The organism is Micromonospora sp. NPDC007271 (assembly GCF_040634005.1).
In the GTDB taxonomy this organism is placed as follows: Bacteria; Actinomycetota; Actinomycetes; order Mycobacteriales; family Micromonosporaceae; genus Micromonospora.
Genome location: NZ_JBEYER010000006.1, coordinates 61,118 through 73,442 on the forward strand (window position 1 = coordinate 61,118; position 12,325 = coordinate 73,442).

15 protein-coding genes are annotated in these 12,325 nt (G+C 73.7%); 4 read left to right on the forward strand and 11 right to left on the reverse strand.

The window, feature by feature from the left end:
• Nucleotides 1-46: 46 nt before the first annotated feature.
• Nucleotides 47-754 carry a hypothetical protein gene (locus ABZ570_RS04140; RefSeq protein ID WP_358056577.1) on the reverse strand — a complete coding sequence of 236 codons (708 nt, stop codon included), beginning with the start codon at nucleotides 752-754 and terminating at the stop codon, nucleotides 47-49.
• A gap of 142 nt (nucleotides 755-896) precedes the next feature.
• Here ABZ570_RS04140 and ABZ570_RS04145 point away from each other — a divergent pair, with 142 nt between their 5' ends.
• The 3 genes from ABZ570_RS04145 to ABZ570_RS04155 all read left to right on the forward strand — a co-directional run bounded on the left by ABZ570_RS04145 (nucleotide 897) and on the right by ABZ570_RS04155 (nucleotide 2,612).
• Nucleotides 897-1,325 (forward strand): OsmC family protein, encoded by a 429-nt coding sequence (locus tag ABZ570_RS04145; protein ID WP_358056579.1) that lies wholly within the window; start codon nucleotides 897-899, stop codon nucleotides 1,323-1,325.
• Nucleotides 1,326-1,453: 128 nt separating this feature from the next.
• The gene (locus tag ABZ570_RS04150) at nucleotides 1,454-1,798 is read left to right on the forward strand and encodes a metallopeptidase family protein (RefSeq protein ID WP_358056669.1); all 345 of its coding nucleotides are present in this window, start codon (nucleotides 1,454-1,456) and stop codon (nucleotides 1,796-1,798) included.
• An 88-nt stretch (nucleotides 1,799-1,886) separates the two neighbouring features.
• Entirely contained in the window at nucleotides 1,887-2,612 is a 726-nt protein-coding gene (locus tag ABZ570_RS04155) for an AIM24 family protein (RefSeq protein ID WP_358056581.1), read from the forward strand.
• 42 nt (nucleotides 2,613-2,654) lie between these two features.
• Here ABZ570_RS04155 and pheA read toward each other — a convergent pair whose 3' ends face one another.
• From pheA to ABZ570_RS04175, 4 genes are all read right to left on the reverse strand, one after another.
• A complete protein-coding gene (gene pheA / locus ABZ570_RS04160) occupies nucleotides 2,655-3,611 on the reverse strand; it encodes a prephenate dehydratase (protein ID WP_358056583.1) in 957 nt (318 codons plus the stop codon).
• 10 nt (nucleotides 3,612-3,621) lie between these two features.
• Nucleotides 3,622-4,089: a hypothetical protein gene (locus tag ABZ570_RS04165; RefSeq protein WP_358056671.1), complete on the reverse strand. Its 468-nt coding sequence runs from the start codon at nucleotides 4,087-4,089 to the stop codon at nucleotides 3,622-3,624.
• Nucleotides 4,090-4,303: 214 nt separating this feature from the next.
• Nucleotides 4,304-4,753, reverse strand: coding sequence for a PAS domain-containing protein (locus tag ABZ570_RS04170; protein ID WP_358056585.1), 450 nt, complete (start codon nucleotides 4,751-4,753; stop codon nucleotides 4,304-4,306).
• A 236-nt stretch (nucleotides 4,754-4,989) separates the two neighbouring features.
• Nucleotides 4,990-5,727: a hypothetical protein gene (locus ABZ570_RS04175; RefSeq protein ID WP_358056587.1), complete on the reverse strand. Its 738-nt coding sequence runs from the start codon at nucleotides 5,725-5,727 to the stop codon at nucleotides 4,990-4,992.
• 163 nt (nucleotides 5,728-5,890) lie between these two features.
• On the opposite strand from ABZ570_RS04175, the gene ABZ570_RS04180 reads away from it, so the two are divergent.
• Complete coding sequence (locus tag ABZ570_RS04180) at nucleotides 5,891-7,102, forward strand: arginine deiminase (RefSeq protein ID WP_358056589.1); 1,212 nt, start codon at nucleotides 5,891-5,893, stop codon at nucleotides 7,100-7,102.
• A 55-nt stretch (nucleotides 7,103-7,157) separates the two neighbouring features.
• Here ABZ570_RS04180 and ABZ570_RS04185 read toward each other — a convergent pair whose 3' ends face one another.
• The 6 genes from ABZ570_RS04185 to ABZ570_RS04210 form a co-directional block, all read right to left on the reverse strand.
• Nucleotides 7,158-8,054, reverse strand: coding sequence for a DUF5926 family protein (locus ABZ570_RS04185; RefSeq protein WP_358056591.1), 897 nt, complete (start codon nucleotides 8,052-8,054; stop codon nucleotides 7,158-7,160).
• 61 nt (nucleotides 8,055-8,115) lie between these two features.
• Nucleotides 8,116-8,532 (reverse strand): ATP-binding protein, encoded by a 417-nt coding sequence (locus ABZ570_RS04190; protein ID WP_358056673.1) that lies wholly within the window; start codon nucleotides 8,530-8,532, stop codon nucleotides 8,116-8,118.
• Nucleotides 8,533-8,597: 65 nt separating this feature from the next.
• Nucleotides 8,598-10,049, reverse strand: a complete 1,452-nt coding sequence (locus ABZ570_RS04195) for a PAS domain-containing sensor histidine kinase (RefSeq protein ID WP_358056593.1) — start codon at nucleotides 10,047-10,049, stop codon at nucleotides 8,598-8,600.
• An 80-nt stretch (nucleotides 10,050-10,129) separates the two neighbouring features.
• Nucleotides 10,130-10,921 carry a glycerophosphodiester phosphodiesterase family protein gene (locus ABZ570_RS04200; protein ID WP_358056595.1) on the reverse strand — a complete coding sequence of 264 codons (792 nt, stop codon included), beginning with the start codon at nucleotides 10,919-10,921 and terminating at the stop codon, nucleotides 10,130-10,132.
• 15 nt (nucleotides 10,922-10,936) lie between these two features.
• Nucleotides 10,937-11,272, reverse strand: coding sequence for a rhodanese-like domain-containing protein (locus ABZ570_RS04205; RefSeq protein ID WP_358056597.1), 336 nt, complete (start codon nucleotides 11,270-11,272; stop codon nucleotides 10,937-10,939).
• Nucleotides 11,273-11,300: 28 nt separating this feature from the next.
• Nucleotides 11,301-12,239: an LCP family protein gene (locus ABZ570_RS04210; protein ID WP_358056675.1), complete on the reverse strand. Its 939-nt coding sequence runs from the start codon at nucleotides 12,237-12,239 to the stop codon at nucleotides 11,301-11,303.
• Nucleotides 12,240-12,325: the final 86 nt, after the last annotated feature.

Below are 12,325 nucleotides of genomic sequence, written 5' to 3' on the forward strand. Positions count from 1 at the left end.
CAACCCGGGGCGGCCGTCCGGTGTCCGGCCGCGCCCTGGCTCAAGGTCATGGTTGTGGACGGGCGAACGGCGCCGTGGGCTCGACCGTGAGGTCGGCCGGGGCGGCTGGCAGTTCGTCCTCGCCCGACCGGCCCCGGCCCGGCGGCGTCGTTCCGGCCCCGCCGTCCGGATCGGGGCGCTCGCCGGCCTCCCGACCGGACAGGTACAGGGCGGCGGCGAGCAGCAGGGTGGCCACGAAGGCGGTGACCAGTCCGCGCCCGTGGTCGACCCGGAACCGGTCCTCCGGGCCGTAGAACAGGGTGCGCTGGATCGCGTCGTCCAGCGACAGGGCCGTGGCGGCCAGTACGGCGAGCATCGCGGCGGTGAGGCCGAGACCGGCCACCCGGGCGTTCTGCCGCACCGAGCCGGCGCCGCGCAGGGCGAGCGCGACCGCGCAGGCCAGGCCGAGCAGTCCCACCAGGTAGGCGATCCCGAAGCCGCCCACGTCCGCGACCCCGCCCGGCACCCGGATCGTGGTGTTCCCCTCCGGGCCGCCGTTCGGGATTGCCATGATCAGCCACTCACCGATCAGCGAGGCGACGCCGGCCACCGCGCCGAGAGCGGCCAGCACCGGCGGCAGCCGGTGGTCCCGCGCCAGCCCGGCCAGCGAGCGGCCGACCCGGCCGGGCGGCGCCGGTTCGGTGTCACCCCACTGCACGACGGCCATGCCGTCGGACCGGTCGTCCTGCCTGGGGATGGGGAGATCGTGGGACATCGGCCACCCTTCCGTGTCCGCCAGCCTGCGTCGAATCATGACACAGCCGGCACCCGGCGACAGGGAGGGCGAGCCGCCCCTCCGGCTGCCGACTCCGCGCGGCCCGGTGCGTGGTCGACCGGTTTCGGTTAGCGTCGGTGGCATGCCTATCCGTACCGCTTCCGCACATTGGCAGGGCGACCTCGCCGGGGGCGCCGGCACGGTCCGCACCGGCAAGGGCGGCCTGACCGGTAACTACTCGTTCAAGTCGCGCTTCGAGGAGGGCGAGGGGACCAACCCCGAGGAGCTGATCGGGGCCGCCCACGCCGGCTGCTTCTCGATGGCCCTCTCCAAGCAGCTCGCCGACGCGGGCGCGACCGGCACCTCCGTGGAGACCACCGCCAAGGTGCACTTCGACAAGACCGACGCGGGCATGACCGTGACCCGGATCGACCTGGAGACGGTCGGCCAGGTCCCGGGCATGGACGAGGCCCAGTTCACCAAGCTGGCCGAGGCGGCCAAGGAGAACTGCCCCATCTCGCGGCTGCTCTCCCCGGGCGCGCAGATCACGCTGAACGCCCGCCTCGCCTGACCCGATCCTGACCAGGTCGCGACAGGAGTACGCCGCCGGACAACCGGTGGCCACTCCTGGGTGCGCGTGCGCCGGTCCCGGGGCGGGTGGTCGGGCGGCGACGGGTCGGGGAGGATGGGCGCGTGGCCGTGGAGATGAGCCGGGAGCGATTCGAGGAACTCGTCGGCGAGGCCCTCGACGAGGTGCCCGAGGAGCTGCTCGGGCTGATGAGCAACGTGGTCATCCTGGTCGAGGACGATCCGCCCCCGGGTGAGGACCTGCTCGGCCTCTACGAGGGGCACTCCCTCACCGAGCGGGGCTGGGACTACTCCGGCGTGCTGCCCGACCGGATCCTCATCTACCGCCGCCCGATCCTGCAGATCTGCGACACGGAGGACGACGTCGTCGACGAGGTCGCGGTGACCGTGGTGCACGAGATCGCCCATCACTTCGGCATCGACGACGAGCGGCTGCACGCCCTCGGCTGGGGCTGACCGGGCGCGGCCCGCTCGGCCGGTCCCCGGCGTTGCGTGCTTCCCCTAACCTCCGGGAGCAGGCACACCCCGATGCAGGAGGAAACCCATGCGCAGCGCGCTGTTCTCCGCGGAGAACCTGGAAAAGGAGTCCCAGCAGCCGGGCATGCGGCTGCAGAACTCCAAGATGCTGAAGATCGAGCTGAACGGCGAGGCGATGGCCCGGGTCGGGTCCATGGTCGCGTACCAGGGGCAGGTGCAGTTCCAGGCGCTCGGCTCCGGCGGGATCGGCAAGTTCCTCAAGCAGAAGCTCACCGGTGAGGGTGTCCCGCTGATGAAGGTCACCGGCCGGGGCGACGTCTTTCTCGCCGACCTCGCCAAGGACGTGCACATCATCGACCTGGAGCCCGGCGACGCCCTGTCGATCAACGGCACCAGCGTGCTCGCCTTCGACTCCACGCTGAACTACGACATCAAGATGGTCGGCGGCATGGGCTTCGCCGCCGGTGGTCTGTTCAACTGCGTCTTCACCGGCCACGGCCGGATCGCCATCACCACCGAGGGCACCCCGGTGGTGCTCAATGTGGACGCCCCGACGTACGTCGACCCGCAGGCGGCGGTCTGCTGGTCGGCCAACCTCCAGACCGGCTACCACCGTGCGGAGCAGCTCGGCCTCGGCACGCTGATCGGCCGCCGGACCGGCGAGGCGTTCACGATGAGCTTCGCCGGTCAGGGCTTCGTGGTGGTCCAGCCGTCGGAGGAGCGGCCGGGGCACGGCGGCGGCAACCAGCAGCAGCAACAACAGGGCGGCCTGCTCGGCGGCCTGCTGGACTGACCGCCCGGTGCGCGGGCGTTCGTCCGGGCGTCCCGGGCGCCGTCAGGTCAGCTCGCCGGCGCGCAGCCGGGCCAGCCAGGCCGCCGCGTCGGCGTAGTCGGCGTCGGAGAGGCCGGCCGGAGCGGGGACCGGTCGGTCGCTCGCCGCCGGGCTCCAGCGGTGCCGGGGGTACGACCCGAGGAAACGTACGTCCGCGCAGATCCGGCGCAGCCCCTGCAGAGCCTCGCCCAGCCGGGCGTCGGCGACGTGCCCGGTGCAGTCGAGGAAGAAGACGTACCGGCCCAGCGCCTCGCCCGTCGGGCGGGACTCGATCCGGGTCAGGTTCACCCCGCGTACGGCCAGTTCCATCAGCACCGAGAGCAGCGCGCCCACCCGGTCGTGGGCGATGTAGACCGCCAGCGACGTGACGTCGTCGCCGGTGGGGGGCGGCGGCGGGCCGGGGCGGGACAGCAGCGCGAACCGGGTCACCGCGTCCGGGTGGTCGGCGATCTTGTCGGCGAGCACGGCCAGCCGGTGCCGGTTGGCGCCGATCGGGGCGCAGATGGCCGCGTCGTACTCACCCGCCGCCGCGCCGGCCGCGGCGGCGCCGTTGGACAGGACGTCGACCACGGTCGCGTCGGGCAGGTGGTCCCGCAGCCAGCCCCGGCACTGGGTGGACGCCTGCGGGTGCGCGGCCACGCACCGCACCTCGGCCAGCGAGCTGCCCGGCCGGGCCGCGAGCACGAACTCCACCGGCAGGATCACCTCGCGGGTGATCACCAGCGGCTCGCCCTCGGCCAGTTCGTCGAGGGTCACCCCGACCGCGCCGCCGATCGAGTTCTCCAGCGGCACCAGGGCCGCGTCCGCCTCCGCGGTTCGTACGGCGTCCAGGGCCTCGCCGACGCTGCGGGCCGGCGTCCGGCTGCCGCGCTCGGCGGCGGGGACGCTACGCAGCGCCTGCTCGGCGAAGGTGCCTTCGGGACCCAGGTAGACGAAGCGGGTCGGTGGTGTTCCCGGCATGTCGACAAGCCTACGCACCGGGGGCGCCGCCGCAGGCCAGGGTGCGAATGCCGGGTGGGCCGGCGGCGCGTACCTCGACGGAGCAGACGTCCGTCCCGGCGGTGACCAGCTCCAGGGCGGCGGGCTTGCCCCGGGTGACCACCTGCAGCTCCTCGTGCCCGGTCACCGCCAGCACGGTGTACTGCCAGCCCTCGGCGCAGAGCGGCCCCGTCCGGACCGTGACCCGGACGTTTCCGGGCAGGACCCGCGCGTTGCCGCGCAGCAGCGCGACCACCCGGGCCCCGGAGGGGGCGGATCCGCAGGGTGCGGCGCTCGGGGCGGCGGTGGGGGTACGGATGGCCGGCGGGGCCGGGGCGCTCGGCGTCGGGCTCGGCGTCGCGGTGACTGTGGACGTGGGGGCGGCGGTGGCGTCCGCGGTGGCCGACTCGCGCAGCTCCGGCGGGACGCCGCAGCCGGCGAGGGCCAGCAGCGCGAGCAGCGCCGCCGGAGCGGCCCGCGGGCTGCGCGGCGCCGGGCGGCTCGGTTCCCGGCGGTGGACGGGGCGGGGTGGGATGGGTGGCACGGGTCCGATCCTCGGGGCATCGAGGGTGGTCATCGCGGCCGGTCGGCCGAGCCCATCGTAGGAGGATCACCTGGAAGGGTGAAGGGCACCGGTGCCGTCGGGTATGGCGCGGGTCGCTCCTCGTCGCAGGTCAGACGCGGGAGAAGAAGGTGAGAGAGCCGGCCACCTCGCCGTCGGCGAGGACCGGCGTGGAGATGGCGTCGACGGTGGTGCCGCCGTCGGCCCCGGCCCCCTGGACCCGGAGCAGCCCGCGGGCCAGCCGCTCGGAATGCAGGGCGAGCAGCGGGGGGATCTTGTCGGTGTCCTGCTCGGTCAGCTCGCTCGGCATGGCGGTGAAGTCGACCAGGCGCAGGCCGCCCTCCAGCAGCGGCCGCCCGACCACGTCCTCCGGCGCGCCGAGGCAGAGCAGCTCGCAGCCCGACGAGGAGATCGCCACCACGGTGGTGTCGGCATCGATCAGCAGGCATGGCTCGGCCGCTCGGGAAACGGCAGCCGACCACTGCCCGACGTTGTCGCACTCCTGCTCGGTCCCCGGCGCGGGCACGAAGACTTCCGAGAGCGAGAGTTCGACGTGGGCCACCGCGCCTCCTATGTACACCGACGGTCTGTCCACGCTAGCCGGTCGGCACGGCGGCCGCGCGACCGCGCTCGATGCACCGGCCGCCGGTGCTGCCCGAGGTGCCCGAAGGAGGGCGTCGGCGGACGGTGGGACAGGCGCAGGTACGACGGGTGGCCCGTGTCGGGCGGTCGGCGACGGCGCGGGCCGACGGAACCACCGGAGGCGGGACCGCGGACCGCGTGGCGTCGCCGCAGACGTTACCGGCGGGCGGCCCGCTTGTCAGCGGCCGTTCGGCCCTCGTCGTACCACCGGTAGTCGGCTGCTGGACGGTACGTGCCGTTGAGCCAGGTGGACGGCGCCTGGGCGACCCGGGAGAGCTTCTCGGCGGTGGCCGGGCTGATCCGGTTGCCCCCGGCGACGAGCAGGCGATCCAGCTCCCGGTGGGTGGCCATGAGGCAGTCCTTGGGCAGGCCGTACACGCTGATGACCCCGGAGCCGACGAAGGTCAGCACCGGGGTGACCGGGATCGGCAGGCCGACCGCCTCGGAGAGCGCATTGCTGGCCCGCTTGGCGTCCCGGCGCGCCTCGGTCACGTAGGGCGGGCGCTTGCCGTTGATCTGCACCACGTCGCCGGCGACGAGCACCCGGGCCCGGCCGTGGTCGGCGACGGTGATCGCGAAGAGCCCGCTCGGGCCGATGGCGAGGAACCCGGCCCGTTCCTCCCGGCCGCGGTCGAGGAGGACGTCCGAGACGTCCGTCCGGGGCCACTCGATGACGTGCCAGGCGGGACCGAGGTGGTCGAGCTGGCCGAGCGCCCGGGCTCCGGCCGCCTCCAACCGACGGGCACCCCGCTCGGCCCGGCGGCGGCGGGCCCACTCGAGCGGAGTCGGTCGGGCCGGTTCGAGCACCGAGGTGGCGTCGACCCGGGGCTGCGGCACCTCGACCGGTGGCAGGGCCCGGGTCGGCACAGCTCGACGAGCGGGAAAGACAGTCATCGCGACCTCCGGCAAAAGGTCTCTCGAAGTTATGTCTCCACTACCCTACGTTGCGCACCCGGGTGGTCGGCAAGTTGGAGCGCCGGAATGAGTGCGGATGAATGCCATATTCATTCACACTTCTTTTCCCGGATGGTGCGGACGCCTGTCCTACGCTGCGAAGGTGACCCACTATGTGGACAGCGAGGTCGCCCGGCTCGGCACGGTGCTGCTGCACCGCCCCGGCCCGGAACTGGCCCGCCTCACCCCACGCAACAACGACGCCCTGCTGTTCGACGCTATCCCATGGGTGGGCCGGGCGCAGGAGGAGCATGACGCCTTCGCCGCCGCGCTGCGTTCCCACGGGGTGGAGGTGCTCTACCTGGCCACCCTGCTGGCCGAGACGCTCGCCATGGCGGACGCCCGGGCCGAGCTGACCGAGCTCGTGCTGCGCTCGCCCCGGCTCGGCGACACGTTGCGTCGGCGGGTCGCCGACCACCTCACGTACCTCGACCCGGCCGCCCTGGCCGACGTGTTCATCGCCGGGCTCGCGCACGAGGAACTGCGGGTCGGCGCGGATCGGCCGGGCGGTCTGGTCTGGACCCTCATGGACCGGCACGACTTCGTCATCGACCCGCTGCCCAACCTGCTGTTCACCCGGGACTCCTCGGTCTGGATCGGCGACCGGGTCGGGGTGACCAGCCTGGCCATGCCGGCCCGCCGGCGGGAGACCACGCTGACCGACGCCATCTACCGGCACCACCCGCGCTTCGCCGGCACCGAGTTCGTCTACCACCCGCAGCTGGAGCATCTGGAGGGCGGCGACGTCCTGCTGCTCGCGCCCGGGGTGCTCGCCGTCGGGGTGGGCGAGCGGACCACCCCGGCCGGCGCGGAACGACTCGCCCGGCAGGTGTTCGCCGCCGGCCTGGCGCACACCATCCTGGTGGTGCCGGTCGCCCAGGAACGGGCCACCATGCACCTGGACACGGTCTGCACCATGGTCGACGTGGACGCCGTGCTGATGTACCCCAACATCGCCAGCGAGCTGTCCGCGTACACGGTCATCGCTGGGGTGGACGGCGACGAGCCGCGCGTCGACGGCCCGGCACCGTTTCTGCGCGCCGCCGCGGACGCGATGGACCTTGACCAGCTCCGGGTGATCGACACCGGCCTCGACCCGGTCACCGCCGAACGGGAGCAGTGGGACGACGGCAACAACACCCTCGCCCTCGCGCCCCGGCTCTGCGTGGGCTACGAGCGGAACGTCGAGACCAACGCCCAGCTGGAGCGGGCCGGCATCGAAGTGATCGCCATCGCCGGCTCCGAGCTGGGGTCCGGCCGGGGCGGGCCGCGCTGCATGTCCTGCCCCCTGGTCCGCGAGCCGCTGCGTCGGTGAAAGGAAGGGACCCTTGTTAACAGACGTCTGTTAACAAGGGTCCCTTCCTTTCAGCTCAGCGGAGGGTGAGCTGGCGGCCGAGGAGGCCCTGCCGGGCGCGGCGCCCGGCGGCGTCCAGTGGCCCCTGCTCCGCCAGCGCCTCGGCGTACCGCTTGGCGAACTCGGTCACCGGCTCCTCCCAGTCGGCGGCCGGTACGTCCTCGGGCAGGTCCCAGACCGGCACCAGGCGGCCGTGCGCCCGGAACATGCCGGCGAAGCGGGTGTTGTCGCCGAGGGCCAGCGTGCCGGCCGCGCTCAGCCGGGACAGCGCGTCGAGCGCGGCATCCTCGTCGTCCGGCAGCACCCAGCGCACGTGCGCCTTCTCCGGCACCTGGCACCAGTACGCGGCCCGCGCCGCCGCCAGCTTCACCGTCGGGTAGACCGCCGCGTTGGCCCGCTCCAGCGAAGCCTGCACGTTCGGGTCGTCGGCCGCGCCCGGGTCGAGCCAGAACTCGAACCCGTCGTGCATGGTGATCTCCAGCGGGCCGTCGACCAGGACGTCCTGGAGCCGGGGGCCCGGGCCGGGCAGCGGCGGCACCGACACCTGGCCGCCCGGCTCGGTACGCAGCGCGCAGAGCAGCGCGTCCGCCAGGTCCCGGGAGACGTCCCCGGACTGCTGGTGCCGCTGGAGGCCGATGAAGACCCGGCCGTCCGGCTTGGTCATCGCCGGGGCGGCCATCGGCAGCACGGTGGCCAGGGTGACCTGCCGCTCGCCGTACTCCTCGACCAGCTCGGGAGTCAGCTTCAGCGGCGCGGAGGCGGCCGGGACCAGCTCGCGCAGGGCGATCCACTCCGGCTCGTCGGCCAGCCCCTCGAACGGTCGGGGCACGAAGACGTCGCGCACCTTCTCCCGCTTCGGGGTGGCCTCGGTGGCGGCCCGCTGGCTCTTTCGACGCTTGCTGCGCTCGCTCATGGCGAGACAGCCTAGATGCCCGGCCGTGCCGACGTGGGCAGGACCCGCCTCCCGGCTCCGCTCAGCCGGCCACCAAAAGATCCGGCCGCGGCGAACGGACCGGACCGAACTCCGCCCAGACGCTCTGGCCCAGGCCGTCGCGCTCGACCCCCCAACGGTCGGCCAGGCCGGCGACGATGTGCAGCCCGCGCCCGTCGATCGAGTCGGGAGTCGACGGCCGCAGCAACGGGCCGGAGAGGGAACCGCCGTCGGTGACCCGGAGCTGCACGCTCTGTCCGCCGGCCACGGGGCGCAGCCGCCAGGCCACCCGGACCACCCCACCGGGCAGGGGATCGGCGTGGCGTACGGCGTTGCCCACCAGTTCGGCGAGGACCGCGACGAGGTCCGCCAGCAAAGCCGGGGGTACGACGTCCGCCAGCTCGTCGGCGAGCCGGTGCCGGGCCAGGCGCGCGCCGGTCGCGTGGTGCGGCACCACCACGCACCACGACCGCTCGGCCGAACCCGTCGACACCGTCGTTCCTTCCCCGCCCCGCAGCCGCCCGGTCACGCCCGGGGCAGCCACACCTCTGCGACCGTACCCCCACCGGCTCTCGGTCGGAGGGATACCCATCCATTCTGCTGTTCAACGATCTGGCGGACGAGATAGAGACCGAGTCCGGCCCCCGGGTAGCGCCGCCGGTCGCCCGACTCGCCCTGCCAGAACCGGTCGAACGCCCGTTCCACGTGCTCCGGCCGGATGCCGATGCCCCGGTCGGCCACCCGGAAGGACACCGTCCGCTCGTTCGCCTCGGCGGTGACCTCGATGGGGGTGTCGGGCAGGGAGTACTTCTCGGCGTTGGTGCTCAGCTCGGTGAGCATGGTGGCCAGGCTGTGCCGGTCGCCGAGCGCCTTGGGCAGGTCGGCCGGCAGGTCGAGGACGATCCGGTGCCGGACGTCCGCCGGTAGGGCGGTGACCGCCGCCCGCAGCGCGTCGGCGAGGTCGAAGGGGGCGGCCGGCTCCCCGCGCTGGTGCTCGGTGGCGGCGGTGAGCAGCCGGTCGACCAGCCGGGCCAGCTCGTTGGTCCGCTGCCCGATGATCCGGGCGGCGTGCCGCCGGTCGTCGTCGTTGAGCGACTCCCAGTGGTCGGTGAGGGTGTCCGCGTACCCCTTGATCACGGTGACCGGGGTACGTAGCTCGTGGCTGGTCACCGCGACGAAGAGGTCCAGGTCGTGTTCGCGGCGCTGCTGGTCGGTGATGTCGCGGAAGGTGACCACGCGTAGCGCGCCCGGGCCGGGCAGCTCCCCGGAGGTGATCCGCAGCCAGCGCCCGTCCGGCAGCCGGTGGTCCAGCACCTGCCCGGATGGGGGCAGCGGGAACGGCAGCGGCCGGTTCAGCGCCTCGGCGGCCGGGCGGCCGGTCACCTGCGCGGCGGCCGGGTTCCACAGCCGTACGTGCTGCCCCCGGTCCACCACCGCGAGGCCGTCGGCGAGCGCCGCCACGACCGGACCGTCGCCGTGCACCGGCAGGCCGGTGTGGTCGCCGTACATGTGCGCGATGCAGGCGGAGATGTACCCGAGCACGGCCCGCTGGGAGTCGTCGAGCGGCTCCCCCTCGCGGTAGAGCGCGTGCAGGCTGCCCACGGTGAGGCCGCCGACCTCGGCCCGGGCCACGATCATGCGGCACAGCCCCCGCCCGGCCAGTTCGTCGGCGAGCGTGCCCGGAATGGCGTCCATCCGGACCTCACGGACGGCCGGGCCCGAGAGGAGGCGGACGGTGGCCGGGTCGTCCGGCGGTAGCGGACGACCGACGACGAACTCGCCGCTGCCGGTCGCCGCGACCACCCGGCCACCGGCGGGGGTGAACTCGACGAACACCAGGCCGGCCGCGCCCACCGCGGGCTCGACCACCTGGAGCAGGCGGGTGAGCACGGGCAGCCCGGAGCCACCGGAATTGATCATCGTGATCACACCGGTGTGGCCGGCGATGAGGGCGCGATAGTCGGTTCGCTCCGGCATGGCCCGAGTCTGCCCCGCCGACCGGTCCGGCGGCACCCTCCGGTCGGCGCGGGGCCGGCCGCCGGACGGATCGACGAGACTCAACGGCCCAGCCGGGCCAGCGTCCGGCCGGGCCGGTCGGTGATCACGCCGTCCACACCGGCGGCCAGCACCAGTTCCAGGTCCTCCGGCTCGTTCACCGTCCAGACGTAGACCTGGTTCCCGGCGGCCCGCAGTGCGGGGACGAGCTGCGGCCGGGCCCGGACCAGGGCGATCCCCGGCCCGGCGATCCGGCTGCCGAACGGCAGCCGGCCCAGTCGCAGCCAGCGCGGGAGCACTTCCAGCAGCAGCACCGTGGGCAGGCCGGGCGCGAGGTCGCGGATCCGGCGTACGGCGAGCGCGGAGAAGGACATCACGGTGACCCGGACCGGATCGTCCGGACGAGGGTCGGCGAGACCGTACCGGCGCAGCACGGTGACCAGGCGGCGTTCCACATCCCCGCCGTAGCGGGAGGGGTGCTTGGTCTCGACCAGCAGCCGGACCGGCCGGCCGGCGGCCAGCACGGCGTCGAGCAACCGTTCCAGGGTGAGCAGCCGGGTGTGCGACTCGTCGAGCGGTTCGTCCCCCTCGGCCGCCACCCCGCCGGGGTGCCACGAGCCGAAGTCCAGCGCTTCCAGCTCGGCGAGGGTCCGCGCGCTGACCAGCCCGTGGCCGTTGCTGGTCCGGTCCAGTCGGCGGTCGTGCACGCAGACGAGATGCCCGTCGCGGGTCAGCCGGACGTCGCACTCGAGCCCGTCGGCGCCTTCGTCGAGCGCGCGCAGGTATGCGGCCAGCGTGTGCTCGGGCAGGTCGTACGAGGAGCCGCGGTGCGCGAAGACCAGGGGCGTGGTCATGCCGCTCGGCGCGCCTCAGACGACCCGGCCCGGCTGTCCGTCGTCGGTGACCACGGGGCGGCCGGCGGCGGCCCAGTCACCCATCCCGCCCTCGACGTTGCGCACCTGATCCCAGCCGTTGCGCAGGAGGTACGCGACGACCTGAGCGGACCGGCCACCGGAGCGGCAGATGACGGCCACCTCGCGGTCGCTCGGCACCTCGGGCAGTCGGCCGGGCAGCTCGGTCATCGGCAGGTGGTGGGCGGCCGGCGCGTGACCGGCGGCCCACTCGTCGTCCTCCCGGACGTCGAGCAGGTAGACGTCGTCGGGCACGGCCGACGCGGGCACGCTGGGAACGTGGGGTCCGAACACGGCTACCAAGCCTAGACTGCCGTCCCGGTCACAACCGGTTGACCCAGCGGGGATTTGCCCCGGCCCACTCCGGCATCCGGGCGGCCCGCAGCGCGTCGAAGAGCCCGCCGCCGCCGTTGTCCAGCACCACGTACGAGACCTCGTCGATGATCTGCGGATACGAGGGGACCTGGACCCCGTGCAGCGCGTCCGACGGCAGCCCGCGGAACGCGACGAGCAGGTCGTCCAGCGACACCCCGTTGGTGTCCAGGGTCAGCGCGCCACCGGCCGCCCGGAGCACCCGGTCGAGCTTGACCGGGTCGTCGCGCAGGTGCGTCTGGCCGGCCTTGTCCAGCACCGCGCGGAGCATCTGCTGCTGGTGGCGCTGCCGATCGTAGTCGCCGCCCGGCAGGTCGTAGCGCTGGCGGACGTAGTCCAGCGCCCGGGCGCCGTCCATCTGCTGGCAGCCGGGGGTGAACAGGGTGTTCGTGTGGACCGACCGGACCTCGGTGTCGACGCACATCCGGATGCCGCCGAGCAGGTCGATGACCTCCTTGAAGCCGGAGAAGTCGACCAGTGCGGCGCCGTCGAAGCGGAGCCCGGTCAGCTGGCTCAGGGTGGCGGAGAGCAGCCGGACCCCGCCCGCGCCGCCGCCGCCGTGCTCGTACGCCGCGTTGATCTTGTCCGGGCCGCCGCCGTAGCCGGGCGCTGGCGGGACGGTGACGAGCAGGTCGCGCGGGATCGAGATCAGGTACGCCTGCCGTATGCCGGCCGGCACGTGGACGATCAGGATGCTGTCGGAGCGTTGGTCGTCGGGATTGGCGCCGGGCCGGTGATCCGAGCCGATCAGCAGGTAGTTCAGCCCGCGGGACAGGTCGGTCCGCGGCTGCCGGGCAGCCGGGTCGAGCAGGTCCTGCCTGGTCACCGCACGGTCGTACCGGTGGGTGAGCCAGTGCAGCCCGGCCAGCCCGAGCGTGGCGAGCAGGATCAGGGCGAGCCCGCCACCGAGCAGGAACCGGGTCCAGCGGGCGGGTCGCCCCCGCCCGCGCCTGGTCCGTGCTCGCCTGAACGTGA

Coding starts and splice junctions, on each gene's coding strand:
- ABZ570_RS04140 (WP_358056577.1), bottom strand. CDS start 754: ATGTCCCACGATCTCCCCATCCCCAGGCAGGACGACCGGTCCGACGGC.
- ABZ570_RS04145 (WP_358056579.1), top strand. CDS start 897: ATGCCTATCCGTACCGCTTCCGCACATTGGCAGGGCGACCTCGCCGGG.
- ABZ570_RS04155 (WP_358056581.1), top strand. CDS start 1,887: ATGCGCAGCGCGCTGTTCTCCGCGGAGAACCTGGAAAAGGAGTCCCAG.
- pheA (WP_358056583.1), bottom strand. CDS start 3,611: ATGCCGGGAACACCACCGACCCGCTTCGTCTACCTGGGTCCCGAAGGC.
- ABZ570_RS04175 (WP_358056587.1), bottom strand. CDS start 5,727: ATGACTGTCTTTCCCGCTCGTCGAGCTGTGCCGACCCGGGCCCTGCCA.
- ABZ570_RS04185 (WP_358056591.1), bottom strand. CDS start 8,054: ATGAGCGAGCGCAGCAAGCGTCGAAAGAGCCAGCGGGCCGCCACCGAG.
- ABZ570_RS04195 (WP_358056593.1), bottom strand. CDS start 10,049: ATGCCGGAGCGAACCGACTATCGCGCCCTCATCGCCGGCCACACCGGT.
- ABZ570_RS04200 (WP_358056595.1), bottom strand. CDS start 10,921: ATGACCACGCCCCTGGTCTTCGCGCACCGCGGCTCCTCGTACGACCTG.